Source organism: Streptosporangium vulgare (assembly GCF_042428775.1).
GTDB classification, from domain to species: domain Bacteria; phylum Actinomycetota; class Actinomycetes; order Streptosporangiales; family Streptosporangiaceae; genus Streptosporangium; species Streptosporangium vulgare.
In genome coordinates this window covers 293,956-318,548 of the sequence record NZ_JBHMBS010000008.1, presented here as the reverse complement: position 1 = coordinate 318,548, position 24,593 = coordinate 293,956, and the positions used below count along the sequence as shown (strand labels likewise).

The following is a 24,593-nucleotide window of genomic DNA, read 5'->3' as shown; positions in this document are numbered from 1 at the left end:
GCATGGAGATCCCGGCTCTCAGGTGGGTGCGGGCATCGATGTGAAGGCTCCTTGACGCGGTGCCGGTGGTGCGACATGCTCGGCTTCCGCCTCGGCGTCAAGGAGCCTTCACATGAGGTGGCAGCGCGGAAGGGTCCGCCCGCCCGCGACGCGGTCACGGAGTGAACGGCGGCCGACCTGTTCCCGCTGAGTGAGACCGACCCCCGCCAGATCGGCGACTACCGCCTGAGCGGTGTCGCGGGAGAAGGCGGTCAGGGCGTGGTCTACCTGGGACACTCCCCGTCGGGCGCCCGGGTCGCGATCAAGGTGCTGCACGCCCGGATGGCCCGCGACCCCGGCGTGCGCCGGCGTTTCCTGCGCGAGATCGACCTGGCCCGTAAGGTGGCGCCCTTCTGCACGGCCCGAGTGCTCGACACGGGCATGACCGGCGATCGCCCCTACGTGGTCAGCGAGTACGTGCCCGGCCCTTCCCTGCAGGACCTGGTCGCCGGCGACGGGCCGCGCACCGGGGGCGGGCTGGAGCGCCTGGCGGTCACCACGCTCACCACGCTCACCGCGCTCACCGCCGTCCACCGCGCCAGCATCGTGCACCGCGACTTCAAACCGGCCAACGTGGTGATGGGCCCCGAGGGGCCCGTCGTCATCGACTTCGGCATCGCCCAGGCCCTGGAACAGGTCACCACCAGCTCCGGCCCCGTCGGCACCCCCGCCTACATGGCCCCCGAACTGTTCGCCTCCCAGCCGGCCACCACGGCCTGTGACGTGTTCAGCTGGGCGGCCACCATGGTGTTCGCCGCCACCGGCCGCCGCGCCTTCCCCGGTGACGACGCCACAGCGGTGATCGGCGCCATCGTGCTGGGACAGGCCGACCTGAGCGGCGTGCCCACCCCGCTGGACGACCTGCTGGCCGCCTGCCTGGACAAGGACCCCGCCGCGCGCCCCACCATCACCGCCATACTGAGCGTCTTGACCGGCGAACACGCCACCCCCGGCCGGGCGGCACCCGCCGAGTCGCCGGCGGCGGCCCCTGGCTCCGAAGACTCAACCGGTCACGTCGTCGCCCGTCCCCCCGACCCCGTGCCGCCACCGGCGCGCGGCGACCTCGACCAGCCGATGGCCCCCTCCCGCCAGCCGTCCACGATGCCCGCCGGCCCGGCCCGGCGGCGTGTCCTACTCTCCCTCGCGGCGGTGGGAGTCGTCGGCGGGGGTGCCGCGATCATCCGCACCCTGCAGCAGGAGACCCCCGCGACGGGGTCGCCGGACGTGGGCCGATCCGGCCGGCCGGCATCCGCTCCCGCGACGCCTCATGCCCGGGCGCAGACCTCCGCACCATCGCCGAGCACGGCGCAACCGCCGTTCGGGACCCCGCTCAGCCCCCCGCTCACCGGACACACCCGCGAGATCAGCGCCGTGGCGATCGCCGCCGTGGACGGCAGGACCGTCGCGATCTCCGGCACCCACTACGACTACACGCTGCGGATCTGGGACCTGGCGGCAGGCCGGCAGATCCGCAAGGTCCAGATCCCCGACTCCGTCTGGACGATGGCCACCGGCACGGTGAACGGCACGCCCGTCGCCGTCACCGGCGACAACGCGGGCGGCGGCGGAGACAATGGGGGCGCGCTCAACGTATGGGACCTGACCTCAGGCAAGCAGATCGGCGAGCCGGTCACCGGTTACACCGACGCGGTCAGCGCGCTCGCGCTGGGCACGATGAACGGCAACGCCGTCGCCGTCTTCGGCTACGACGACCGCTACGCAATGTGGGTCTACGACCTGACCGCGGGCCGCCGAATCGGCCGGCCCCTCACCGGTCACACCGACGCGGTGACGGGAGCGGCGATCCATACGCTGGGGGACAGGATCATCGCCGTCACCGGCAGTGATGACAGAACCCTGCGCGTGTGGGACCTGGCCACGGGCCAACGCGTCGGCCGCCCCCTCACCGGTCCCGACCCCATCCAGTCGCTGGCGCTCGGCACGTTGGACGGCAAGGTCGTCGCTGTCACCGGCGGCGCCAGAAAGATCCGGATATGGGACCTGGCCGCCGGCGAGTTGATAGGGCGACCGCTCACCGGCCACACCGATTCCGTCAACTCGATGGCCTTCGGCACCCTGGAGGGACGGCCCATCGCTGTCTCCGGCGGCGCCTATGACCGCACCGTGCGGGTGTGGGACCTGGCCGCAGGACGTCAGATCGGCAGAGCCCTCGTCGGCAACACCAGATGGGTCCACTCGGTGGCGGTCGGGACCCTGAACGGCGTGACCATCGCCGTGGCCGGCGGCGACGACCTCAAGGTCCGGGCGTGGAGTCTCGGCGCGACGTGAGTGGAGACACCAGCCCCGCAGGTCGAGGGCGGGATCGACTCCCTGGCCGTCGAAGTCGCGCACACCCGTTGAGGATATCTGCCGAGGGACCCTGCCGACATGGCCCCGCTCGCCCGGCACGCGTCCGGCGACGGCCGCGTCCGTGCTGAGCCCGCTCCAGGGCGAAGTGCTACGGCTGGTCGCCGCGGGCGCGTCCGGCGGGTAGATCCAGCGCGGCGATCGCGCCCCTCCCTTTTGCGCGCCCCGGCGGAGTGCAGGTGCGCTCGGGCGGTTGCGGAATCCGCCGACACGTCCCAGATGATCGACCCGGCCGGGTCCGGGCACGCCCGCGGACCGGTCGCGATCCCCGTCCGGGTGCCGTCCTCGGTGGTCTTCCCCCTTTCCCGCCCTGGACGGCAGCGGTTCCGGCACCGCCCACTGCCACCCGGCCGGATCCCCACGCCCACAACCGAGATCGTTCGATGTGTGACCAGAAAGGCGGACAGACGGCAATGAGGCGCTACATCCTCACCGGCACCCCTGGCGCCGGCAAGACCACGCCCCTGCGAGCCTGGCGGCCCTCGGATACGCGACGGCCGAGGAGGCGGCCACGGCGGTCATCGCGGACGGGCAGGCGCGGCGACGCCGAGCCGTGGACCCTGCCGTCCTTCATCGACAAGGTCGTGGCCCTGCAACGGCGGCAGCTACGGCCGGTCATCACCGCGCCGCCCGTGCAGTTCTTCGACCGTTCGCCCGTCTGCACCCACGCTCTCAACACCTATGCGGGGCAGCCGGTCTCCTCGCCCTGTCGGCCCGCACCGGCGATTGGTGGCCGCCGCGAATGTACCCGCAGGTCCAGATGGGCTTCGCTAGGTTGCTCGAGTGCGCACCGGCTCACCCCATACCCATCTGATCGTGCTGCGCGGCAACTCCGGCTCCGGCAAGACCAGCATCGCCCGAGTCCTGCAAGCCGCCCGCGACCGAGACTTGGCCGTGGTCAGTCAGGACGCCATCCGGCGTGACATCCTCCGTGAACGCGACGTGCCGGGCGGGGCGAACATCGACCTCATCGACACCATCTCCCGCCACTGCCTGAAGCGCGGCTACCACGTCCTGATCGAAGGCATCCTGTACGCGGACCGGTACGCGCCGATGCTGGCCGCGCTGCGCCGCGACCACCCCGGGCCGAGCTCCTTCTTCTACCTCGACATTCCCCTGGCCGAGACCCTGCGTCGGCACACCACCCGGCCCCAGCGCTCACAGTTCAGCGGCGAACAGATGTGCCAGTGGTACCGGCAACGCGATCTGCTGCCCGAGGGCGACGAGACGATCATCGGCGCGGACAGCTCGCTGGAGGCGACCGTGCAGCAGATCCTGCGCGAGAGCGGGCTGACCGCCGCCGGCGATCGGGTCGTCAGCGGCCCATCCCGGTGAGCGCCCCCGCCGACGACACCCGAACCCGCCTTACTCCACCCGCCTCTCCCGCGGCGGTGGATCTGACCAACACCGGCCAGCGCGCCGCCCACCCGGCCGCCAAACCCACGATCCAGCTGCCCGACAACGAGAGAAAACGCCCCCTTCCCCTGGCCGAGCTGCCACGCATCTGCCAGAAGTCGACCATCACGCTGCGCCCCGACGACCTCGGCATCAAAGACAAGCTCCGCCAGGACCGGCGCTACCTCACCCCCACCTGGCAGGACGCCTACAAGAGCATCCGAGCCAACACCGAAGGCGTCAACGGCAGGATCAAGGGCCACCACATCGATATCGGCGACCCGATGAATCGGCTCGCGCACGGCCGCGTGGCCCAAACGCTGCTGGCCGCGCTCATGGTCTGCCTGGCCAACCAGCACATCCTGCTCAGCTGGCGGCAAGTCCACGACCGCACCGAGGAGCCCGTACCTCAGGACCCGACAACGCCTGACGAGCACGACCCCGCCCCGCCCAAGGCAGACAGCAGACCACCACCACGCGAGTGATCCGCCCCGCCACCAGCCGCACAACACCACGACGACCGCTGGGTTTCGCACGCCCACCGGCCGGTCCCACACGCGCTCACAGCGGTCCACCACCACCAGCGCCCTCCGCCAGGGCCACCGCACGAGCCGAAATCAGCCCACCCAGCGGCCACAGAGCCTCGGAAAAGAGGAAATCCCGCCCGATCAAGCGATCGGACGGGATCTCGTCAACCGTTCCTGAGCTAACTCAAGAACGGCCCCTGGTGGAGATGAGGGGATTCGAACCCCTGACCCCTTCGATGCGAACGAAGTGCGCTACCGGACTGCGCTACATCCCCAAGACGTGGACTAGATTAGCAAACTTCCAGGGGCGCTCGCGCCATCCGGAGCGCGGATCAGTCGCCGACCGCGCGGCGGGGCGTCTCCGCGTACTGGTCGAAGATCTCATCGCGGTGCGCGGCCAGGTCGATGATCTCGGCCACGGGGCGCTGGGCCTCCAGGAGGGCGGCACGGCGGCGGGCGCGCTTGGCACGTTCCGCGTGGGCCCTGGCGATGGCCTCGCGCCGCTCGGCGTCGATCTGGACCGTGACCCTCAGAACGGCCATGTAGGCGCCCAGGAGCACCACTGAGGGCGCCACACCCCACCAGGGGATGATCTGGACGGCCGCCGTCACCACGGAGGCGAGCAGGAGCAGCACGCACCAGAACGTGAGGCGCCTGCGTTTGGCCACCTGCTTGCCCCGGCGGCGGAGCTCCGCGCGGCGGCGCTCGGACGCGGCCCTGCCGGCGGCGGCCCTGCCGGTCGCGAGGTTGCCGGTCGCGGGGTTGCCGGCCTGAGGCCGGGCGGGCGGGGCCTCACTCCCGGTCTCGGGCGCTGTCTGAGCACCCGGCGAGGCTTCCTCGGCACCGGGCGACGGAAGGTCGTCTCCCTGGGAGAGCGGGGAGGCGGGCAGGTCGCCGGAGGTGACGGGCAGAGGCTCGGTGAGGGTCTCGGCGGAGTCCTCGTCGATCACCCGCTCGTCGTAGGCGTACGGCTCGATGTCCTTGGGGTTCTCGGACAGGGTGTTGCGGTCGCGGTGCAGCCACATGGGCACGAGCACGCACAGCCACATGACGACGATGGCCAGATAGAGAACGACACCGCTGCTCACGGCCACCTCCGGGCAGCATGAAGACGCGCGTGGTCTCCCGGCGCCTTCGATCTGCTCATGTCACGCACCGTAAGACCGCGTGTCACTATTTGACGAGCATTCGATGCGGTGTGTCGCGAGATCTTCAAACCTCTTCATGCGGAGTGCCACCGTGGGCGGCCGCCTCACGGGCTCGCCGCCACCGTACGAGCAACCCCCTCGGGGCGTCTTCGACCGTGAGCGCGTAACAGATGTGGTCGCGCCAGGCACCGTCGATGTGCAGGTGCCGACGTCTGACCCCTTCTTCCCTGAATCCCAGCTTTTCAACCACTCTGCGGCTCGCATGATTCTCCGGCCGGATATTGGCCTCGACACGGTGCAGCCCGGTGGTGAAGAAGCAGTGGTCGACGGCCATCGCGACCGCGGTGGGGGTGATCCCGCGACCGGCGAGCGCGCCGTCCACCCAGTAGCCGATCTGGGCCGACCTGGCGGAACCCCAGACGATGGCGCCCACGGTGAGCTGCCCGGCGAAGGCGCCCTCGTAGGTGACGACCCACGGCAGCGCGAGCCCTTGCCTGGCCTCCCTGCGGAGGGTCCCGGCCATGGAGATGTAGGGACCGAGACCGGTCTTGAAGAGGGGCGTCTCGGGGTTGCTCGGCTCCCAGGGACGGAGCCAGTTCGCGTTGCGCAGCCGCGACTCCCGCCAGACGCGCACGTCCCGCAGGCGCAGCGGCCGAAGTCCTACCGGGCCTTCCGTAAGGGTCACCGGCCAGCCACGAAGTCGATCCACCCCCTCATCATCTCCCGAAGAAGGCCCGCCGTGCCATGGAAGCGAAGGAGGCGGATCAACGGGTGTGATCTCCTCCCCTGATCTGGTCCACGGCGTGCCTGAGCACGGGAGACAGCACGCCCATGCCGTCACGCACCCCTCCCGAGGAACCCGGCAGGTTGACGATCAACGTGCCACCGGCCTGCCCGGCGAGCCCGCGGGAAAGGATGGAGGTGGGCACCTTGTCGCGGTTCACGTGACGGATGGCCTCGGCGATGCCGGGAACCTCCCTGTCGATCACCCGCCGGGTCATCTCCGGGGTGAGGTCCGCCGGGGTGAGGCCGGTGCCGCCGGTGGTGACGATCACGTCGTACCCCTCGGCGACCCCGGACCGCAGCGCCGCCTCGACCGGCTCGCCGTCGGGGACCACCCGCGGGCCGTCCACGTCACACCCGGCCGCCACCAGCAACTCGGCCAGCAGTTTCCCCGAGGTGTCCTCGTACGTCCCGGCGGCGGCCCGGTTGGAGGCGGTGATCACTAGAGCTCTCATGGAATACCTCCAGGGTGGAGATCCCGGGGTGTGGCCCTGGGGAGGAAACGCGGCACGACACCGCTCGATTCGGCGACCTGTTCGACGGTGGCGACAACGCGGGATGTCAGGGGCGGGTCCAGATGCCCGTCTTGCCGCCGGTCTTCTCCTCGACGCGGACATCGGTGATCACGGCCGCCGGGTCGACCGCCTTGACCATGTCGATCAGGGCGAGCGCGGCGACGGAGACCGCGGTCAGCGCCTCCATCTCGACGCCGGTGCGGTCGGCGGTCTTGACCCGTGCCGTGATCTCCACGCCGTCGTCGGCCACGGTCAGCTCGACCTTGACCCCGTGCAGCGCGATGGGGTGGCAGAGCGGGATCAGGTCGGGGGTCCGTTTGGCGCCCATGATCCCGGCGATCCGCGCGGTGCCGATCGCGTCGCCCTTGGGGACCTCCCCAGACCGCAGCAGCGCCACGGCCTCGGCGGACAGCAGCACCCTGCCGGTGGCGGTCGCCGTACGGAGGGAGACGTCCTTGGCCGAGACGTCCACCATGCGCGCCGCGCCGGTCTCGTCGAGGTGGGTGAATCCGGCCGCCTCGCTCCGGTCCCGCTCGTTCACGGGGTCCAAAGAATTCACGGGATTCACGGGATTCACGGGGTCCACGGGGTTCACAGGGGGATGACCTCCACGTCGGTGCCCTCGGGAAGCTCGGTGACGTCCTCGGGCACCACGATCAGGGCGTTCGCCGCGGCCAGGGCGGCGAGCTGGTGGGAACCCTGCCTGCGCACCGGGCCGACCGTGCCGCCGGGGCCGAACACCCCGCGCAGGTAGGAGCGCTTGCCCTCTGGCGAGCGGAGCGGGCCGGTGGTGACCGCCCGCACGGTCGGCGTGGGCCCCTCGGGCAGGCCCTGCATCTTACGCAGCGCCGGCCGGACGAACAGGACGAACGACACGAACGACGAGACCGGATTGCCGGGCAACGCGAAGATCGGCACCTGGTCCTCACCGACCACGCCGAAGCCCTGGGGCATGCCCGGCTGCATCGCGACCCGTTCGAAACGGACCGTCCCGAGCGGGCCGAGGGCCTCCTTGACGGGCTCGTACGCGCCCATCGAGACGCCGCCGCTGGTGATCACGAGGTCGGCCCGCAGCAGCTGCGCGTCGAGCTGGTCGAGGAACCCCGCGGCGTCGTCGCCGACGATCCCCGCCCGGTAGCCCTCCCCGCCCGCCTCGCGAACGCCGGCGACCAGGGCGAAACTGTTGGACTCCCAGATCTGGCCGGGCCCCAGGGGCAGGCCCGGCTCGACCAGCTCGGCTCCGGTGGAGATCACGACCACCCGCGGGCGGGGCCGTACGAGAACCCGGCGGCGGCCGACGCCCGCCAGCACGCCGAGCTGCGCGGGACCGATCGGGGTGCCCACGGGCAGGACGACGTCACCCGCCCGCACGTCCTCACCGGACCTGCGGACGGCGTTGCCCTTCACCGCCGGGCGGCCGATCGCGACCCGCGCGGTGCCGCCGTCGGTCCACTCGACCGGGACCACCGCGTCGGCCCCGGCGGGCAGCGGGGCCCCGGTCATGATCCGCATCGCCATACCGGGGCCGATGGCCTGCAACCGGCCGTCTCCGGCCGCGATGTCGTCGATCACCGGAAGCGTCACCGGGGCGTCCGCGACGTCCTCGGACCGCACGGCGTAGCCGTCCATCGCCGAGTTGTCGAAGGGCGGCATCGCGACCGGAGCCGCGACCTCCTCGGCCAGCGTGGTGCCCAGCGCCCGTTCCAGCTCCAGCTCCAGCGGGGCGAGCACCCGCACGGTGCGCAGGATGTCGGAGAGGTGGTCGTCGACCGATTTCAGGGAGCTCATCGCGAGGCCAGGAACTCCTTGAGCCAGGGCATGAACTCGGGCGCCAGGTCGGGACGCTCGGCGGCGAACTGCACCACCGTGCGCAGGTAGTCGAGCTTGTTGCCGGTGTCGTAGCGGCGGCCCCTGAACAGCACGCCGTGCACCGGGCCGCCCTGGTCGGTGCCGCGTCCGGCGAGGGTCCGCAGGGCGTCGGTGAGCTGGATCTCGTTGCCGCGTCCCGGCGGGGTGTTCTCCAGGACCTCGAAGACGGCCGGGTCGATCACATAGCGGCCGATGATGGCCCAGTTGGACGGGGCCTCGTCGGCGGGGGGCTTCTCCACCAGGTCGGTCACCCTGACCACGTCGTCCTCGGCGGTGGCCTCGATGGCGGCGCAGCCGTACAGGGAGACCTGCTCCTGGGGGACCTCCATGAGCGCGATGACGCTGCCGCCGTACGTGCCGCGTACCTCGATCATGCGCTTGAGGAGCTCGTCGCGGGGGTCGATGAGGTCGTCGCCGAGCAGGCAGGCGAAGGGGTGGTCGCCCACGTGCTGCTTGGCGCACAGGACGGCGTGGCCGAGGCCGCGCGGCGTGCCCTGCCGTACGTAGTGCAGGATGGCGAGGTCGGCGGGCTCCCGCACCTGGGAGAGCCGCTCGTCGTCGCCCTTGGCCTCCAGGATCTCCTCGAGCTCGTGGGCCCGGTCGAAGTGATCCTCGATGGAACGCTTGTTCTTGCCGGTGACCATGAGAACGTCGAGCAGCCCGGCGGAGACGGCCTCCTCGACGACATACTGGATCGCGGGCTTGTCGACGATGGGCAACATCTCCTTGGGGGTCGCCTTGGTCGCCGGAAGAAAACGGGTGCCCATACCCGCCGCGGGAACGACTGCTTTCGTCACAGCTTCGAAGTCGGCCATAACCGAAACCTTAGTGGAGGGACCTGTGGACAAGCTGACGCTGCGTGCCACTATCGAGGCCGCACGCGCCTCGATCCCCGGCGAGAAGCGGCACGCGGCCTCCGTCCAGATCAGGGAATCCCTGCTGGAGCGGCCCTGGGTCCAGATGGCCGGGCTGGTCGCGTGCTACTGGTCGGTCGGGACCGAACCGGCGACCCACGGGCTGGTCTTCGCCCTGTGGAAACACGGCGCGACCGTGATCCTGCCCGTGCTCCGCGACGACGACGATCTCGACTGGGCGGTGTACGACGGCCCCGACACCCTCGCCCCCGGCCGCTTCGGGATCATGGAACCGGTCGACACCCGGCGCGGCGTCGACGCCGTCAGGACCGCGGCCCTGGTGATCGTGCCCGCCCTCGCGGTCGACAGGACCACCGGGGTACGGCTGGGCCGGGGCGGTGGCTCCTACGACCGGGCCCTGGCCAGGGTCGGCCCGAACGTGCCGACGGTGGCGCTGCTCCACGAGGGCGAGCTGCTCGACGACGTGCCCGCCGAGTCCCACGACCTCGCGGTCCGCTACGCGGCGACCCCCGAGGGGATCTTCAAGACCGCCACCGCGGAGGTGTGACCGGCCACGGGGCGCGGGGGGGGGTACCCGGACGCGGCAGGGCGGAGGTGTGACCGGCGGCGGGACACAGGGGGTGCCCGGCCGGGTGGAAGCCGGGTGGAAGTGTGCCCGAACCGCGGAACCGGGAGGTGACCGAGAGGTGACCGGCCGGCGGGATCGCCGCCGTACGCGGGACCGAAAGCGTCAGGATCGTGACGGGGAGTGCGCGCCACTCGCGCGTGGCAGCCCTTCCGAATACGACACAATGGTCCCCGGAGTCAGAGAGGGGACCAGATGGGACTGGACGTCTGGCTGCTTCTCGGTGCCGGAATCGTCATCGCGGCCATCGTCGCAGTACGTGTCGCCCACCGGAGCGGGCTGCCCAGTCTCCTGATCTTCCTGGGTTTCGGGTTGCTCGTCGGCGAGGCCGGGTTCGGGTTGCAGTTCGAGAACCCGCAGCTCGCGCAGGAGATAGGTCTGATCGCGCTGGCGATCATCCTGGCCGAGGGCGGTCTGACCACCACCTGGAGCCACGTCAAGGAAGCCATCCCCACCGCCCTGGTACTCGCCACCGTCGGCGTGGGAGTGAGCATCGTGGCCGTCGCGATCCCGGTGCACCTGATCCTCGGCATGGACTGGCGGACCGCGTTCCTGCTCGGCGCGATCCTCGCCTCCACCGACGCCGCCGCCGTCTTCTCCGTACTGCGCCGCCTGCCCCTGCCCCCGCGCCTCGCGGGCATCCTGGAGGCCGAGTCGGGCCTCAACGACGCCCCCACGGTGATCGCCGTCATGCTGCTGAGCGCCGCCACCTCGCCCAGCCTTGGGGTGGCGCTGTTCGAGGTGGTCCTCGAACTCGTGGTGGGCGCGGCCGTCGGCCTGGCGGTCGCCCCGCTCGGCGCGTACGCGCTGCGCCGGATCGCGCTGCCCGTCTCCGGCCTGTACCCCATCGCGGTGCTCGCGCTCGCGTTCGTCGCCTACGCGGGAGCGACGCTGCTGCACGGCAGCGGCTTCCTCGCGATCTATCTCGCGGCGCTGGTCATGGGCAACTCCCGGATGCCGCACCGCGCGTCCTCGCGGGGTTTCGCCGAGGGCGTGGCCTGGCTGGCGCAGATCGGCCTGTTCGTCATGCTCGGCATGCTGGCCAGCCCCTCGGAGATGCCGTCGGCGATCGTGCCCGGCCTGGTGGCCGGGCTCATCCTGGTCGCGGTGGCCCGTCCTCTGTCGATCATCGTCTCCGCGCTGCTGGCCCGGCTGACACGCATCGACCGGCTGGGCTGGCGGGAGCAGGCCTTCCTGTCGTGGGCCGGTCTGCGCGGCGCGGTCCCCATCGTGCTCGCCACCATCCCCTGGGCGGCCACCTCCGTTCCCGACGGCACCGCCAAGTTCGTGTTCAACGAGGTCTTCGTGATCGTCATCGTCTACACCCTGCTGCAGGGACCGACGCTGCCGTTCGTGGCGAAACTCCTCAGGCTGACCACCCCCGCCGAGGCCCGCGACCTGGAGGTCGAGTCGGCGCCGCTGGAGGAGCTCAACGCCGACCTGCTGCAGGTCAAAATCCCGCCGACCTCCAAGCTGCAGGGTGTGGAGATCTTCGAGCTGCGGCTGCCCTCGGACGCCCAGGTGACGTTGATCGTCAGGGACGGCCGTACGTTCGTGCCCACCGACTCCACCAGGATCAGGGTCGACGACCAGCTGCTGGTCGTGACCACGGCCGCCTGCCGCGACATGGTCGAGCGCCGGATGCGCGCGATCAGCCGCAAGGGCAAGCTCGCGGGCTGGTTCGGCGAACGCGGCACCTGACCGGGATCCGGCCCCGGCCGAATCGGGGCCGATGCCCCCGATCCACCAGGCCGGGCCATGTCCGGAGCCGGGTCCGACCCCATCTGATCGGAATCCGGCTACGGAATGCGAGGACTCCGACTCGCGTTTAAGCTTGTCGGCTGCGTACCATTAGCAGTCGCGCCACTAGAGTGCCAATCGGCGCGGATCATACGAGGAGGAGCGCGTGCCCACCTACCAGTACGCCTGCACAGCCTGTAACAACCAGTTCGAAATCGTCCAGAAGTTCTCCGACGATGCTCTCACCGAGTGCCCGAGCTGCGCGGGCGACCTGCGCAAGGTGTTCTCCGCGGTCGGCATCGTCTTCAAGGGCTCGGGCTTCTACCGGACCGACAGCCGGTCCTCGTCGTCGAGCACGGTGACGTCCGCGAACGGTTCGTCGAGCTCTTCCGGCTCCTCGGACTCCTCCGGTTCGTCGTCGAAGTCCTCCGACTCGTCGAGCTCGTCCGACTCGTCTTCCTCGAAGTCGTCGAGCTCCTCGTCCTCGTCGGGCTCCACGTCGACGAAGACCGCGAGCAGCACGGCCGCCGCGGCCTCCTAAGCCCTGCCCTCACCCCTGTCCCCTCGGTTGGCCGTTCACGGGCGGCCGCTCGACCGGCCGCCCCCGAGCCGTGGCTCCCGCCCCGCCCCTGACCTGTTGCCTGCCCTGGTCGCCGACGCCCCCTCCGCCCGCCACCGATATCGCGGAACAGCCCCGGTCGGCATTCCGCTCGTTCTCACCCAAAGCGATCGAGCGACTACCCAGGGACGTAGTTATCCACAGGCTGTCATCCGGGCTCCTCAGGGACCGGCCGTGGCGCTAACCTCGGCTCCATGGTCACTCGCGCGGACATCGGAGTCATCGGCGGTTCGGGGTTTTACTCCCTGCTCGACGACGCCACAGAGGTCGAGATCACCACGCCGTACGGCCCGCCCAGCGACGTCGTCACCGTCGGCCGGATCGGAGGGCGCTCGGTCGCCTTCGTGCCCCGCCACGGCCGCGACCACCGCTTCCCCCCGCACCGGATCCCCTACCGGGCGAACCTGTGGGCCCTGCGTTCCCTCGGCGTCCGCCAGGTCCTCGCCCCCAGCGCGGTCGGCTCCCTGCGCGCCGAGATCGGCCCCGGCGCCCTGGTCGTCCCCGACCAGATCGTCGACCGCACCGCAGGCCGGGCGCAGACCTACTACGACGCGGACGGCGTCGTCCACGTCGCCTTCGCCGACCCCTACTGCCCCTCAGGTCGCGCGGCGGCCGTCTCCACCGCCCGTTCCGCCGACTGGGAGGTGACCGACGGCGGCACCCTCGTGGTCATCGAGGGCCCGCGCTTCTCGTCCCGCGCCGAGTCCCGCTGGTTCAGCGGCAACGGCTGGTCGATCGTCGGCATGACCGGTTTCCCCGAGTCCGTCCTCGCCCGCGAGCTCGCCCTCTGCTACACCTCGATCTCCCTCGTCACCGACCACGACGCCGGGGTCGAGGCGGGTGAGGGGGTCACCCACGACGAGGTCCTCTCCTTCTTCGCCACCAACGTCGGCCGCATGCGCTCCCTCGTCGCCGACGTCGTCGCCGCCCTCCCCGAGGAGCGCACCTGCCCCTGCCCGACCGCCCTGGACGGCCTCAAGCTCCCCTTCGACCTTCCCGGCTGACCGTGCCGTGGTCGGCGGCCCCGGCCTCGGCCCCAGGTAGTCCCCGAAGAACCCCGAACCCCGCCCCCCGAAAAAAGCTGGCTCCCGTTCCCTGCCCACGCCACCCGGATCCGCCGAGAGCCACTCACCTCACCCCGTTCCGTTCCGTAACTGGGGTGCGTCCCATCCACCACGGGCACCACACCGCCAATCGGCGGGGGGCGTCCCACCCCCATCACGGGCACCGCGCCGCCCGGCTCCCACCCCTGGAGTCAGCCATGCGCGCCCTGCGCCGCTTCCTCGACCGCCGTCACCGTCTCATCGCCACCGCCGTCGCCGCCCTGGCGATGGGCTGCGCCGTACTGGCTCTGCGCCCGGACACCGCCTCGGTGACCGTCCTGACCGCCGCCAAAGATCTTCCCGGAGGCGTGCTGGAACCGGCCGACCTCACACCGGCCCCACTGAGACCCGGTACGGTCCCCGACGGCGCCCTGAGGCCCGGCACGCCGTACGCGGGAAAGATCCTGACGGGTCCCGCGCGGCGCGGGGAGCCGCTGACCGACGTCCGCCTGCTCGGTCCCGGCCTGCTGGCCGCCCACGGCGAGGGAACGGTCGCCACCCCCGTACGCGTCGCCGATCCCGAGACCGCGCGCCTGCTCTCCCCGGGTGACGTGGTGGACGTGCTCGCCGCCACCTCGACGTGGGACGGCGACGCTCCGGCGACCGTCGCGGCCGAGGACGTCACGGTCCTGGCCACCCCGGGCGGGGAGTCGGAGCGGGGCGCGCTCATCGTGCTGGCCACCACGTCGGCCCAGGCGACCGAGCTCGCCTCCGCTCAGGCCGGCGGGCGGCTCTCCATCACGATCGGCCCTCGCGCGGGATGAGTCTCCGCGGTGACCGATGAGGGCACGGCGACCAGGAGCCGGGGAGGCTCTGGCCGCCGTACCCTCCGCTCAGGGACGATCGGTCCCGGTGAGCACCCGGCGCCGAGTGATCGCGGTCATCTCGGCCTCGCGCATCTGAGCTTTCAGGCCCTCGACGGTCCGGTCGCAGAGCAGCAGCGGTTCCGGGGTGGGCCAGGTGGCGATGGCGTGGAAGAGGCGGCTGCCGGTGCCGTAGAGCACGGCCCACCCCGGCCAGGTGATCTGCAGCAGGGCAGCCTCGGCGCGGGCCTCGTGGTCCCAGGTGTAGTGGGGTACGGCGGCGGTGGCCAGGCCGTCGCGGTGGCGCCCGCGAACGGAGGTCCGCCTGATCGGAACGCGACGGATCACGAGATCACCTGCCCGGCAGCCTGCTGCTCGTGCGCCTCTTTGGCGACGGCCTCCCTGGCGATGGCCTCCTGCCGTTCGGTCTCGGCCCGGAGGGTGTCGGCGTCGACGGTCCGTTCGGCCCCGGCCTCGAACGCGACCGCCGAGAAGGGCTCCTTCCGGCTGGCCCACAGCCGCCCGGCGTCACTGAGAATCAGCCGCCAGCCGGGGATGGCCGGTTCGGGGGTGCTGGATCTACCATCGTCCATTGATTGGACCTCCATCCGATCAAGGGCCCGTCCGGTCGTCGGTAGCGGTGGACGGGCCCGCCTTGTGAAGCGGGGAAGGACACGGAGGGGTGGACCGTACGGGCCAGGCGGCCGGTACGGAGATGAGGTGAGCGCCGCGCGGCACGGGGTGCGGGCGGCTGTTCGCCCGGGGTGGTGCTCGATACTCGTGGGCCGAAGTGGGCGGGTCAGACAGGCCTCGCGATGACATCCGACGCCGAGCCGGAGTGGGTCGGTTGGATGAGGCGCGCAGTGGCGCCCGATGCCGGGTCGGGGTGGCCCTGGTGGCCAGGGTGTCCGGGTGAGAACGGCCCCGGACCGGAGCGCCGGGCGACGACCGCCGCGCGCCCACCACGGTGACGGCGACGGTACGGCCCGAGCCCGCCAGGGAATCCGAGCCCGCCAGGGAAGGCGCGGAACGGGCACCGGCGTGGCCTCCACAGGCTGGGCCTGGACTCGGGTCCGCTCCGCGGACCGCTGGACGGGCACCGAGGCGGTTACCTCGGCCAGGCGCGCGGGGCCGAGCGGCTCGAAGCAGGACAGGGAGCGGTCCCCGGTGCGACGGGCTTCCAGACGGATGGCCATCAAGGTGCCCGAGGGCTGCGCGTACTCATGCTCATGATCGGCGGACTGGCCGGGGCAACCGTGCGCGTAGGGGGCGTGCCCGCAGGCGGCACACCCCATGGGCAACGGCGGTACGTCGGCGAAACAGGCACAGCCGCTCGCCATGGCCCGGTCGAGAACCGGAGCACTAGGGTTGTTCACGGGTCAGGACTCACTTCCTGATCAAGGGCTCGTTGACGGTGGCCCACACCGTTGACGGGCCCGTTTCGTATCAAGGCTTCGTGCGACGACACAGGGAGTGGATTCGTCACCATACGTTTGAATCTCACTACCCTACGTAACAAGCAGCATCATGGCGTGAGAATCTCACGCCGGCAATCCCATCGCACATAATTGCTATGTTGAGCGGGAAGGGCCAGCTGAGCTGCGGCAAACTAACCGCATGAAGTACTCCACGGTCCGCCTACGCCGTCTGTCACGTGAGCTGCGCACCCTTCGTGCGACCACCGGCCTGACGACCGAGGCCGCCGCCGAGCAGCTTGGGTGGTCCAGGTCGAAGCTCAACCGCTTCGAGACCGGCAAGATCGCTCCGGCGCCTGGGGATGTGGCGGCCATCTGCCACCTGTACTGCGTGGAGGCGGCGACCACCGAGGCCATGGTGCAACTCACCCGTGAAGTCGCCCGGCGTGGCTGGTGGACGGCCTATTCGGACGTGTTCACCGGGTCATACGTCGAATTCGAGGCGGCGGCCAGGACGATCTGCCACTGGGCTCCCCTGGTGGTCCCCGGCCTGCTCCAGAGCGAGAACTACGCTCGGGAAATCATCAGAGCGGGCCACCCCGATCGACCTGACGTTGAACTGACGCGTCGCGTCGATGCCCGTATGCAGCGCAAGACCACTCTGCTCGGCACTCATGCTCCGATGTTGCACTTCCTCATCTCCGAAGGTGTTTTCCATTACCCGGTGGGATCAGCCGACATCATGGCTCATCAGCTTGGCGACATCCTGGACGCCACAGACAAGCCGAACATCACCATCCAGATCCTCCCGTTGAAGGTCGGCGTTCACTGCGGCACCGAGGGCGCCTTCTCGGTGTTGTCTTTCGATGACGATCCAGATCTGGGCTATGCCGAATGTCCGGCAGGCGAGGTATATGTCGAAGACGGCGAGCAGATTCAGCGACTTATGCTGACCTTCAAGCGCCTTACCGACGCGTGCCTGTCCCCCAAGGAGTCCGCGGCATTCATCGCCGCGTTGAGGAGCGACCATGATCTCCCCTGACCTGTCCGGCGCCGAATTCCACACCTCCACCCTCAGCGGCCCCAACAACGATTGCGTCGAGGTGGCCACCAACCTGCCGGGGCTCGTCGCCGTCCGCGACAGCAAGGACCCGTCCGGCCCCGCATTGACCTTCTCCCCCGCGGCCTGGAACGACTTCCTGAGGAGCATCCGCACCGGAGAACTCTGACCTGGCGAGGAGCATTGAGGAGCGACCATGATCTCCCCCGACCTGTCCGGCGCCGAGTTCCGTACGCCCACCCTCAGCGGAGCCAACAACAACTGTGTTGAAGTAGCCACCAACCTGCCGGAGCTTGTCGCCGTCCGCGACAGCAAGGACCCGTTCGGCCCAGCGTTGACCTTCTCCCATCCAGCCTGGAACAACTTCCTGACAGGTATCCGCAACGGAGAAATCTGATCTAACGCCGAGCACCGACGACGAATACAGCGCCCGCGAGCCGCGACCGAATGAGCCCCCTTACAGCAGGGAGCCGATCTTGGGGTCGTACTCCCAGTGCCAGGGCTCGAAGGGGCTGACGTAGGCCCACTTGGGGTGGATCCAGCCGAACTTCTTGCCGTTGGTCTCCAGCCAGTTGAACTCGGCCGAGCGGAAGCGTTCGACGCCCCCGCACAGGTCGACGGCGAGTCCCAGGCCGTGGTTGCTTCGGCCCGGGACCGCCGCCAGGCCGGGGCGGGTGTAGTAGACCGTCTGCTGCTCGGCCAGGCTCCGGTAGCTGTCGGTCACGCACATCGGCCTGCCGAACTGCCGCTTGTACGACTCGTTGAGGCTGATGAACGCGAGTGCGGCGTCCCCCCGCAGCTGGTTGCCCCGCTGCTGGAGCGGGCAGAGGTACGCCTGCGGGATGAGCCCGTTGGGGAACTCGCTCATCGAGGTCGCCCTGGTCGGGTCGCACCCGGCCGCCGGACGCCCCTTCTTGTCGATCTTGACGCCTAGCTTCACCAGGGCCTTGGTCAGGGACTGCACGATCTTCTGCGAGCGCACCCTGAGCGTCTCGATCTCGGCGCCCATCTGCGCCTCCGCGAGGAGATTGCTCGCCCGGAGCTCCTGGGCCTCGCCCGCCAGGCGTTCCCGCTCCAGCTGCAGGCGGCTGCTGTCCTCAAGGACCAGATCGCGCTCGGCGACGATCTGGGTGAGACCGGCCATCGCGCGCAGGGTGTCGGCGTCGGACTCACCGGACAGGAAACCGACCACGTCACCGCCGGTCGGCTGCTGGTAGAGGACCCCGACGAGATCCGACAGCGGCTGCCGTACCTGAGCGAAGGCCCTCTCAGCGGCCTGCAGCTCCCGCAGCTTGGTGGTGAGCTCCTTCTCCGAGGTACGGATCTGGGCCCGGCGTTGCTCCAGCGCCTTGGTCGCGGCCTCAAGATCCTTCGCGGCCTTCTCCGCCTCGCGACGCAGTTCTGTGAGATTCACCGGCTCCGCGGCGACGACGGCCTGAACCTCCGCCGGCGCCCGCTGCGCGGCAGCGGCTCCCGGCAGGAAGGAAGTCATCGTCGCGACGACGGCGATCAGACCCGCTGATCGACGAGGTGGCACGTTCGACCCCTCCGTTTGCGAACTCGTGACCTGGGTCAGGCACGCACGCTACTACAGCTGACCAAGTACACGGGCCAGACTCTCCACAGCCGTTATGCGCCGAACACCCCTTTTTGGGACCGGACAAGTCAGACTTCTTGCCGCCCTCGCTTCTTGCAGACCTCCCAGAGCCACGTCCCCTTCCACTCCGCCGAACACCCGTCGCGGCGCTCAGGTGGCGCGAGTGGCGGCGTCCGCTCCCTCCTGGGCTCAGGTGCCACAGGGGGTGGCAATGCCGCCTTCCGTGGCACTCTGGAGCCCTGCGGGCGGGTCTTTATGGGAACGACCACATCTGGCTCATCCACACCATCCGTCCCGTTCGGGTTAGGGGCACCATCCAACTGGCCCGGCTTACTCGGGCCCTCCTCCATGTGACGCACTCCCGATTTCGCCGCGACGGGCACCCATCCCCCGTACACCCGCTCCGGTCGCAACGGCGGAGGCACCAGCCTCGCCTCGAACATCCGGCTCCGTACGGGCCCGACCGCGACCGGCACCACGGCCACCACATCCCCCGGCGGCTCGTCATCCGGCGACTCGACAAGCTCCCCGGCCCCCAGCTGGGACGCCGAACCGGTCCAGGCTCCCCCACCCCCCTGGAATCCGCGCCGCCCCCTGCCCTTCGCCCAGAGACCCTCGTCTTCGTCTTCGTGAAGCGTCTCGGCCTCCCCGGCCCTCTCGGCTTCTTCCGCCTCTGCCGCCTCTACGGCTTCCCTGTCCTCTTCGGCTTTCCCGCGCCTTTCGGCCTCTTCAGGCCCCTCAGGCTCCCCATCGACATCGGCATCGGCCATCTGGACAGCCGCCTCGTAGCCGGTGAGCTCGGCCACCAGCAACCCCCCGGCCAGAAGCGCGGGCGCCAGCATCGCACCGCACAGCACCACCGGCCGCAGGGCGCGATGCCCGCGAATACGCTTCCGTCGCCTGTCGATCACAGACCGTGACGCTAACCCCACCCAACGCCGCACACCCGCCCACTTGCCCCCCTTATTACTCCAGGCCAGCGAACCGATAACCCACCGTCCGCCCCCAACTCCCCCTTCGAGCGCGCAACCACTCGCTACTTTCGCTACTCTTACTAGGAGCCCCTGCCTCCGTAGCTCAGGGGATAGAGCACCGCTCTCCTAAAGCGGGTGTCGCATGTTCGAATCATGCCGGGGGCACCATCTTGACCTTGTGGTTTGCCGTCTGGCCTGGGACTTCTTGTCTGAGGCGGCATGCGCCCTGTGCAGCCGTAGGCCACCTTGAGCGGCCCTGAGTCGCCGTTCGCGGAATATGCACGGGATGATCTTGAGGTCACCCAGCCCGGCGATGTCCCGCAAAAGGACCAGGTCAGCGCGGTCGACTGTCACATCAACCAGCGAAACCACCACGTCAGGGATCGGCCCCTACGCCCTACGGACAGGACAGGCGTTACTCGCCGAGCCCTCAGCTACCGACAGATGGAAGAGCGAGCCGCAGCTCAGCGAGAAACTCTGTCCGGCTTCAGGGAGCCCTCCGCTCTCACCCGCTTCTGTTCGCCGCCCTTGAAGCTGGTTGTGCGGGAAAGTGCTCTCTGAGATTATCTGCGCTCTGAAGAGCCCACGATGCCGAGTCCAACGCTGGACTACGCCAGGGCCGTTAGGAGGCTGATCTTTACCATGCACTCCTGGGCTGATCACTGGCCGATCGTCGATCCCACCATCCCGCCTCGGGACAAGCACCGAATCATAGGTCATCGGAAGCTCGTTGGCATATCAATGGCGCCTTCGTCCGGGTACGCCGGTTCTCAGCCGTCGAGAACACAAGGTCTCCTGATAACTCTTGCAATCTTTATGGTCTACGGAATCCTCATAGCCATCGCTGTAGCTGCGAGCAAGGCACCATGGATAGGCCCGCCCCTCCTCATTCTGATGGCTGCGGCCGCAGCGACATTGCTCGCGCGGAAACGCCTCAAATCCCCAAAACGACTTGCACGCCTCTACCGTGATCGCTACGTACTCCCCAGCGATCTCGACAACGAAGCCCACGCTCTGCTCAAACGGACCGCCGACGCCACGATGACAGTCACCGGGTCGCAAGTCAGTCGGCAGGGATTCTTGGACTCTGTCGCCAACAACGTACTGTTTCCCCAACAACTGTGGGAGATCAGTCGTCTCCTCCGTTTTCAGAGCATCCTTCGTGCGGAACAGGTCGCCGCTACCCACGGTGTCATCGTCACACCTGAGCTGACGGCCGTCCTCGCTCCACAGCGGCAAGCCCTGCAGCATTCGGTCGCGATGGTCACACAGCGAATCATGGAGCTAGAGGCTTACGCTCGCCGTACTCAAGAGGCAGACGCCGCGCTACGGGCTCATGAGCAACTACAGAACAACGACAAGTACCGCTACCTTCTCGCGCACACCGACGACAGAATGGGCATGCAGAATCTCCTGCAGCAGGCGACCGCCCTGGAGAACACTCTTGCGCGAAGCGTGCAGAACGCCATCGCAGCGGGTCGGACCTTAGCTGCGCCAGACCTAAAACACTGGCGCTAACCGCTGCACACCATCAGCAGGCAACACCAAAGGCCCCGGACTCTGCCGGGGCCTCCTAAGTTAATAGTGATCACATCTCCAAAGCCTGGGTGATCTGACTATTGGCGCGTGCTCGTTGTCCTTCTATGCACTTCGCGTAGACGCGGAGGAGCACATCAACGCCGTGCCCGGCGCGCTGGGCTATCTCGGTCGGCGGGACTCCCGCGTTGAGCCACAGAGAGACCGCCGCGTGCCGCAGGTCGTACGGCCGGGCCGCCAGTGGAGAGACGACTTGTTCGGCGGTGAAGGCGAGCCGGCGAGCCTCCCGCCAGACGGCAGAGTAGGCCGAGGAGGAGAACGGGCGTCCCTTGCTCGTGCGGAAGAGCCTGCCATCCTTCTCGGCGCTGTACGTCTCGATGTGCTCGCGGAGAATTTCGACGAAGAGGGGAGGGATGGGAATTTCCCGCGTGTCGTCCTGAGCCCGGTGCTTTAGACCGCGCTCGTCGTGGGTCTCCCCCGAATTCGTCCACCGCTTGTTCGCCTGCGGACGGGCCTTCTCAAGCGTGATCAAGCCCCACCCCTCAGCGGGAAGATCACAGTTCTGGCGGCGTAGCCCCGAAGCCTCCTCAGGACGGAGTGCCGCGTAGTACATACAGGCGAACATGGCCACCATGCGGGGACCACGCGTCCGACCCACCTGTCTCACAGCATCGAGCAGCGCTCGTACTTGGACTGGGTTGACCACCGTCCGAGGGTCGACGGTCCCAGTCGCTTTCGGAGGCTTCCACTTCACCGCGTGCAGCGGGTTGGCGGGCAGCTTCTTGAGTTCCACCGCGGATTCCATCATGTGATGGAGTACGGCCCGCTTGCGCCGTACCGTGTTGGCTGCCGCCGGTTCGCCATCGAAGCAGAGGGCGATCGCGTCGAGAGCCGAGCGGATCACAGCTGGTTCCAGTAGGTCGGTAAGGGGCAGGGACGCCGCTTCCAGCCAGGCGAACGCTGCCTTGTACTCCTGCCGCAGTTCCCCTCGCCGCTTGTCGGGGAGGAAGGCGTAATCGCGCAGTACCGCGCGGAGGTTGTCATCCTTCGGCCTGCTGGAAAGTTCCTTGACGAGCGCGGGGACGAGGGACAGCAGTGCGTACGTCATCGTCTCGCGGGTTCGGGCCGCCGAGTGGACCCAGCGAGCCGCCATGTACGACCGTGCGAAGTCGAAGAAGGTAGGCCCAGTTTCGGCGGGTGCGGCCATCGATGAGGGGAGACCCGTCACCAAGTCGAAGGGTTCTCCCTTCCTGGTCGCCTGCCGTAGATCAGAGACAAAGCTCTCGGCGAGCGCTTTTGTCCGGAAGGTCTTGGACCGCTCCTTACCGCCGAGCTTCCAGCGGACGACATACGAAGGCGTCTTGCTGGAAGCGTTCCGGCGAATGTCCCAGATCTTCACGTCGTAGGAGGTGTTCATGCCGCCTCCCGGAGGCTGTCCAGCCAGGCCGCGAAGTCGCTCCGCCAGACGCGGATCTCTCCGTTAGGCAGCTTGATGCACTTGGGCGCGTGGCCGAGCTCGCGCCAGCGGTAGAACGTCCGGCGAGAGAGCCCGCCCAACTCGTCGAGGACCTGGGGAACGGTCAGCAGTTCGTCACGCCGACTCACCGGGCATCACCTTCGCCGTTCGTCGGCGAGGCATGTAAGGCCGTGCCGGTCAGTGCGGCAGCGAGGAGTGCGTCACCGAGTGAGTAGCCCTTTCCGGCGTACTCCCAGTTGGCGATCACAAGGATGGTGTCTTCGTCGAAGAGAGGCAGGCGCCCGGTGCTGGTCTCTTCAGTACGGGCGAAGTCGCGGCGTTCGTCGCGGATGGAGCCGATGGTGATGGAGTAGTGGCGCGAGCGGGTGGAGAAGTGGCCGCGGAATCCCAGCATGTGGGACCAGTGGGCAAGACGGAGGTCGGCCAACGCGTCCAGGGCGCCCAGGCGCTGGCATTCGGCGATGAGGCGGCGAGGGTGGTCACGGAGGTTGAAGGCGGTCAGGTCGTCGAGGGGGTTGATACGTCGGTCCAGGGTGCCGACGCACTCGGCGGCTTTGGTGGCGTACTTGGCGATGTAGCCGGCCACGGCTTGGTCGGAGAGTTCCCCGTCCATGGTGATCTCGCGGACGTCGAGCTGTCGGCCCCAGCGCAGGATGCGCGCCGGTTCGTCGCCTGCCGAAGGAACAGTCACGGTCACTGCTCGGACGGCGTGTTGTACGGCGTGCGTCAGCATCTCTACCGTCGCCCAGGCTGGAGGCGGTGCGCCTGGTCCGTCCGGCCCGTCGAGGCGGATGACGGCGTGAAAGTGGACGACCCCGCGCTTCTGGTACTCGGCGACTTTGGCGAAGGAGATCGTCAGGCGCTCGCGCAGCTCCCGCAGGGTCAGACCGGCCGTCTTGGCGACGCGTCGCCGCAGGGCGTCGGTGAAGCGCTGCCAGAGTTTCGGGGAGACGGCGTTGAACAGCACCGATCCCGTGTACTCGTAGCAGTCCGGGCAGAGCGGCTCGCCGAGACACGATTCGTCGGCGCCGTGTCGGGCGGTGCAGGACATGACGCGCCCGTGCGGGCAGGTCTGCGCGTCGCGGCGGGCGTGGCAGGGCAAGGTCTTGCCGTTCTTCTCTCGCCGGGTGTGGACGACTCCGAATGACGGGGCGGTCAGGGTGATGAACAGGCATGGGTGCGTGGTGACCGTGGTTGGAACGCCCTTGCCTCCGACCAGCCCCGCGCGGATCAGCTGGTAGGTGTCGGCGCGGTAGACCTCGGCGCAGGCCGGGCAGCGGGAGGCGCGGCGGGTCTTGCACGGCAGGTGCAGGACGCCCTCGGGTTCGGTGGCGGTGGTGTAGCGGTGCAGGAGCCGGCCGGTGGCGCGGTCGACGTGCAGGACGCGGCCCCGCATGTGGATGGGCTGGCGGCAGCCGCCGGTGGCGCGGAGGCGGGCGGCCCAGCGAGGGTACTTCGGATCGTTCAGGCGGGTGATCATGCCTGCGATCGCGTGCGTGTCGGGGCGTGTTGTGGGCAAGATGGTCTCCTCCTTTCACTCGTTGGGTGAGGGGGGATGGCCCCCGACCTGGCAGGCGTCTTGGCGGATGTACGGCCAGGCCGGGGGCGCCGACGGTTTCAGCAGAAGCCGAGACCGTCGCAGGACTTGCAGGTGATGCCGTGGCTGTCGAGGCCGGTGGCGCCGCAGTCGCAGCACCGCCACCGCTTGGGCGCGATCAGCGCGGGCGGTTCTTGCTCGCCGTCATGCTGGGCGGTCGGTGGGGTGTCAGGCGGCATGGGCGGAGTCGGGTTCGACGCAGCCGATGTAGCTGGTCTCGGCGTCGTACCGGGCGCGCCGGTGGGCCAGGACGGCGAGCGCCCCGTAGCGGACCGGGCCGAAGTTGATGCCAGTGCGGTAGTGGCCGTAGGAGGCGTCCTCGGCGTCGACTTCGGCGCCCAGGAGGGTGGCGATCCGGTCGACCTCGGCGGTCATCTCAGCGTCGGTGCTTCGCGCGGGGAAACACAAGGCACTCACCTCGTAGGGAATGGGGAGCTCGGGGTTGGCCTCCAGGAAGGTGGCCAGTTCCCGCAGGCCGGTGATCATTGCGGTGTGCTTGTCGGTGGTGGTCACGATGGTTCTCCTTTCG

The 24,593-nt window shown here is 69.2% G+C and carries 28 protein-coding genes and 2 tRNA genes; 14 read left to right on the top strand and 16 right to left on the bottom strand.

Translation table 11 applies throughout. The annotated features are described in order from the left end of the window. Window positions 1-177: 177 nt before the first annotated feature. The 4 genes from ACFFRH_RS19565 to ACFFRH_RS19550 all read left to right on the top strand — a co-directional run bounded on the left by ACFFRH_RS19565 (window position 178) and on the right by ACFFRH_RS19550 (window position 4,286). The gene (locus tag ACFFRH_RS19565) at window positions 178-2,328 is read left to right on the top strand and encodes a WD40 repeat domain-containing serine/threonine protein kinase (RefSeq protein ID WP_344743589.1); all 2,151 of its coding nucleotides are present in this window, start codon (window positions 178-180) and stop codon (window positions 2,326-2,328) included. 461 nt (window positions 2,329-2,789) lie between these two features. Further along, window positions 2,790-3,329: an AAA family ATPase gene (locus tag ACFFRH_RS19560; RefSeq protein WP_386158339.1), complete on the top strand. Its 540-nt coding sequence runs from the start codon at window positions 2,790-2,792 to the stop codon at window positions 3,327-3,329. After that, window positions 3,223-3,741, top strand: a complete 519-nt coding sequence (locus ACFFRH_RS19555; RefSeq protein WP_386158336.1) for an AAA family ATPase — start codon at window positions 3,223-3,225, stop codon at window positions 3,739-3,741. The genes ACFFRH_RS19560 and ACFFRH_RS19555 overlap by 107 nt, the downstream gene beginning before the upstream one ends. A gap of 56 nt (window positions 3,742-3,797) precedes the next feature. Beyond that, window positions 3,798-4,286 carry a hypothetical protein gene (locus ACFFRH_RS19550; protein ID WP_344743551.1) on the top strand — a complete coding sequence of 163 codons (489 nt, stop codon included), beginning with the start codon at window positions 3,798-3,800 and terminating at the stop codon, window positions 4,284-4,286. Window positions 4,287-4,526: 240 nt separating this feature from the next. Here ACFFRH_RS19550 and ACFFRH_RS19545 read toward each other — a convergent pair. From ACFFRH_RS19545 to galU, 7 genes are all read right to left on the bottom strand, one after another. Beyond that, window positions 4,527-4,603, bottom strand: a tRNA-Ala gene (locus ACFFRH_RS19545). Window positions 4,604-4,660: 57 nt separating this feature from the next. Further along, on the bottom strand, window positions 4,661-5,416 hold the full coding sequence (gene sepX / locus ACFFRH_RS19540) for a divisome protein SepX/GlpR (RefSeq protein WP_344743550.1): 756 nt from the start codon (window positions 5,414-5,416) through the stop codon (window positions 4,661-4,663). Window positions 5,417-5,540: 124 nt separating this feature from the next. After that, window positions 5,541-6,185, bottom strand: coding sequence for a GNAT family N-acetyltransferase (locus ACFFRH_RS19535; protein WP_350969880.1), 645 nt, complete (start codon window positions 6,183-6,185; stop codon window positions 5,541-5,543). A 55-nt stretch (window positions 6,186-6,240) separates the two neighbouring features. Next, entirely contained in the window at window positions 6,241-6,714 is a 474-nt protein-coding gene (locus tag ACFFRH_RS19530) for a MogA/MoaB family molybdenum cofactor biosynthesis protein (RefSeq protein ID WP_344743548.1), read from the bottom strand. Between the two features lie 106 nt (window positions 6,715-6,820). Then, window positions 6,821-7,324 (bottom strand): cyclic pyranopterin monophosphate synthase MoaC, encoded by a 504-nt coding sequence (gene moaC / locus ACFFRH_RS19525; RefSeq protein WP_386158431.1) that lies wholly within the window; start codon window positions 7,322-7,324, stop codon window positions 6,821-6,823. 41 nt (window positions 7,325-7,365) lie between these two features. Beyond that, window positions 7,366-8,553 (bottom strand): molybdotransferase-like divisome protein Glp, encoded by a 1,188-nt coding sequence (gene glp / locus ACFFRH_RS19520; protein WP_344743588.1) that lies wholly within the window; start codon window positions 8,551-8,553, stop codon window positions 7,366-7,368. A 5-nt stretch (window positions 8,554-8,558) separates the two neighbouring features. After that, the gene (gene galU, locus ACFFRH_RS19515; protein WP_386158331.1) at window positions 8,559-9,458 is read right to left on the bottom strand and encodes a UTP--glucose-1-phosphate uridylyltransferase GalU; all 900 of its coding nucleotides are present in this window, start codon (window positions 9,456-9,458) and stop codon (window positions 8,559-8,561) included. A gap of 25 nt (window positions 9,459-9,483) precedes the next feature. Between galU and ACFFRH_RS19510 the strand changes: the two genes are divergently transcribed. The 5 genes from ACFFRH_RS19510 (at window position 9,484) to ACFFRH_RS19485 (ending at window position 14,369) form a co-directional block, all read left to right on the top strand. After that, on the top strand, window positions 9,484-10,065 hold the full coding sequence (locus tag ACFFRH_RS19510; protein WP_386158329.1) for a 5-formyltetrahydrofolate cyclo-ligase: 582 nt from the start codon (window positions 9,484-9,486) through the stop codon (window positions 10,063-10,065). Between the two features lie 273 nt (window positions 10,066-10,338). After that, window positions 10,339-11,844 carry a potassium/proton antiporter gene (locus tag ACFFRH_RS19505; protein ID WP_344743545.1) on the top strand — a complete coding sequence of 502 codons (1,506 nt, stop codon included), beginning with the start codon at window positions 10,339-10,341 and terminating at the stop codon, window positions 11,842-11,844. 205 nt (window positions 11,845-12,049) lie between these two features. Next, window positions 12,050-12,424: an FmdB family zinc ribbon protein gene (locus ACFFRH_RS44760; RefSeq protein ID WP_425581705.1), complete on the top strand. Its 375-nt coding sequence runs from the start codon at window positions 12,050-12,052 to the stop codon at window positions 12,422-12,424. 272 nt (window positions 12,425-12,696) lie between these two features. Continuing rightward, window positions 12,697-13,506 carry an S-methyl-5'-thioadenosine phosphorylase gene (locus ACFFRH_RS19490; protein WP_386158325.1) on the top strand — a complete coding sequence of 270 codons (810 nt, stop codon included), beginning with the start codon at window positions 12,697-12,699 and terminating at the stop codon, window positions 13,504-13,506. Between the two features lie 257 nt (window positions 13,507-13,763). Continuing rightward, complete coding sequence (locus ACFFRH_RS19485; RefSeq protein ID WP_386158323.1) at window positions 13,764-14,369, top strand: CpaB family protein; 606 nt, start codon at window positions 13,764-13,766, stop codon at window positions 14,367-14,369. Between the two features lie 69 nt (window positions 14,370-14,438). Here the strand turns inward: ACFFRH_RS19485 and ACFFRH_RS19480 are convergent, their stop codons facing one another. Then, window positions 14,439-14,756 (bottom strand): hypothetical protein, encoded by a 318-nt coding sequence (locus tag ACFFRH_RS19480; protein ID WP_344743542.1) that lies wholly within the window; start codon window positions 14,754-14,756, stop codon window positions 14,439-14,441. Further along, entirely contained in the window at window positions 14,753-15,001 is a 249-nt protein-coding gene (locus tag ACFFRH_RS19475) for a hypothetical protein (RefSeq protein ID WP_344743541.1), read from the bottom strand. The genes ACFFRH_RS19480 and ACFFRH_RS19475 overlap by 4 nt, the downstream gene beginning before the upstream one ends. A gap of 1,024 nt (window positions 15,002-16,025) precedes the next feature. Here ACFFRH_RS19475 and ACFFRH_RS19470 point away from each other — a divergent pair. From ACFFRH_RS19470 to ACFFRH_RS19460, 3 genes are read left to right on the top strand one after another with little or no spacing between them, the layout of a single operon-like run. After that, on the top strand, window positions 16,026-16,865 hold the full coding sequence (locus ACFFRH_RS19470; RefSeq protein WP_344743540.1) for a helix-turn-helix domain-containing protein: 840 nt from the start codon (window positions 16,026-16,028) through the stop codon (window positions 16,863-16,865). Then, window positions 16,852-17,052, top strand: coding sequence for a DUF397 domain-containing protein (locus ACFFRH_RS19465; RefSeq protein WP_344743539.1), 201 nt, complete (start codon window positions 16,852-16,854; stop codon window positions 17,050-17,052). The genes ACFFRH_RS19470 and ACFFRH_RS19465 overlap by 14 nt, the downstream gene beginning before the upstream one ends. 27 nt (window positions 17,053-17,079) lie before the next feature. Next, window positions 17,080-17,280, top strand: coding sequence for a DUF397 domain-containing protein (locus tag ACFFRH_RS19460; RefSeq protein WP_386158318.1), 201 nt, complete (start codon window positions 17,080-17,082; stop codon window positions 17,278-17,280). A 60-nt stretch (window positions 17,281-17,340) separates the two neighbouring features. Here the strand turns inward: ACFFRH_RS19460 and ACFFRH_RS19455 are convergent, their stop codons facing one another. Together ACFFRH_RS19455 and ACFFRH_RS19450 are read right to left on the bottom strand one after the other, a co-directional pair. Continuing rightward, window positions 17,341-18,375 (bottom strand): D-alanyl-D-alanine carboxypeptidase family protein, encoded by a 1,035-nt coding sequence (locus ACFFRH_RS19455; protein WP_386158315.1) that lies wholly within the window; start codon window positions 18,373-18,375, stop codon window positions 17,341-17,343. A 173-nt stretch (window positions 18,376-18,548) separates the two neighbouring features. Beyond that, entirely contained in the window at window positions 18,549-19,286 is a 738-nt protein-coding gene (locus ACFFRH_RS19450) for a hypothetical protein (protein WP_344743536.1), read from the bottom strand. A gap of 260 nt (window positions 19,287-19,546) precedes the next feature. Between ACFFRH_RS19450 and ACFFRH_RS19445 the strand changes: the two genes are divergently transcribed. Both ACFFRH_RS19445 and ACFFRH_RS19440 read left to right on the top strand, forming a co-directional pair. Then, window positions 19,547-19,622 (top strand) — tRNA-Arg (locus ACFFRH_RS19445). Window positions 19,623-20,348: 726 nt separating this feature from the next. After that, on the top strand, window positions 20,349-20,972 hold the full coding sequence (locus ACFFRH_RS19440) for a hypothetical protein (protein WP_386158312.1): 624 nt from the start codon (window positions 20,349-20,351) through the stop codon (window positions 20,970-20,972). A gap of 70 nt (window positions 20,973-21,042) precedes the next feature. On the opposite strand, the gene ACFFRH_RS19435 is transcribed toward ACFFRH_RS19440, so the two are convergent. The 5 genes from ACFFRH_RS19435 to ACFFRH_RS19415 all read right to left on the bottom strand — a co-directional run bounded on the left by ACFFRH_RS19435 (window position 21,043) and on the right by ACFFRH_RS19415 (window position 24,577). Next, a complete protein-coding gene (locus ACFFRH_RS19435; RefSeq protein WP_344743533.1) occupies window positions 21,043-22,407 on the bottom strand; it encodes a tyrosine-type recombinase/integrase in 1,365 nt (454 codons plus the stop codon). Then, window positions 22,404-22,595, bottom strand: a complete 192-nt coding sequence (locus ACFFRH_RS19430; protein ID WP_344743532.1) for a helix-turn-helix transcriptional regulator — start codon at window positions 22,593-22,595, stop codon at window positions 22,404-22,406. Before ACFFRH_RS19430 ends, ACFFRH_RS19435 begins: the two co-directional genes overlap by 4 nt. Beyond that, window positions 22,592-23,986 carry a replication initiator gene (locus ACFFRH_RS19425; RefSeq protein WP_344743531.1) on the bottom strand — a complete coding sequence of 465 codons (1,395 nt, stop codon included), beginning with the start codon at window positions 23,984-23,986 and terminating at the stop codon, window positions 22,592-22,594. The genes ACFFRH_RS19430 and ACFFRH_RS19425 overlap by 4 nt, the downstream gene beginning before the upstream one ends. Before the next feature lie 98 nt (window positions 23,987-24,084). Next, window positions 24,085-24,243, bottom strand: coding sequence for a hypothetical protein (locus ACFFRH_RS19420; RefSeq protein WP_344743530.1), 159 nt, complete (start codon window positions 24,241-24,243; stop codon window positions 24,085-24,087). Next, window positions 24,233-24,577, bottom strand: coding sequence for a hypothetical protein (locus ACFFRH_RS19415; protein ID WP_344743529.1), 345 nt, complete (start codon window positions 24,575-24,577; stop codon window positions 24,233-24,235). The genes ACFFRH_RS19420 and ACFFRH_RS19415 overlap by 11 nt, the downstream gene beginning before the upstream one ends. Between the last annotated feature and the right edge of the window lie 16 nt (window positions 24,578-24,593).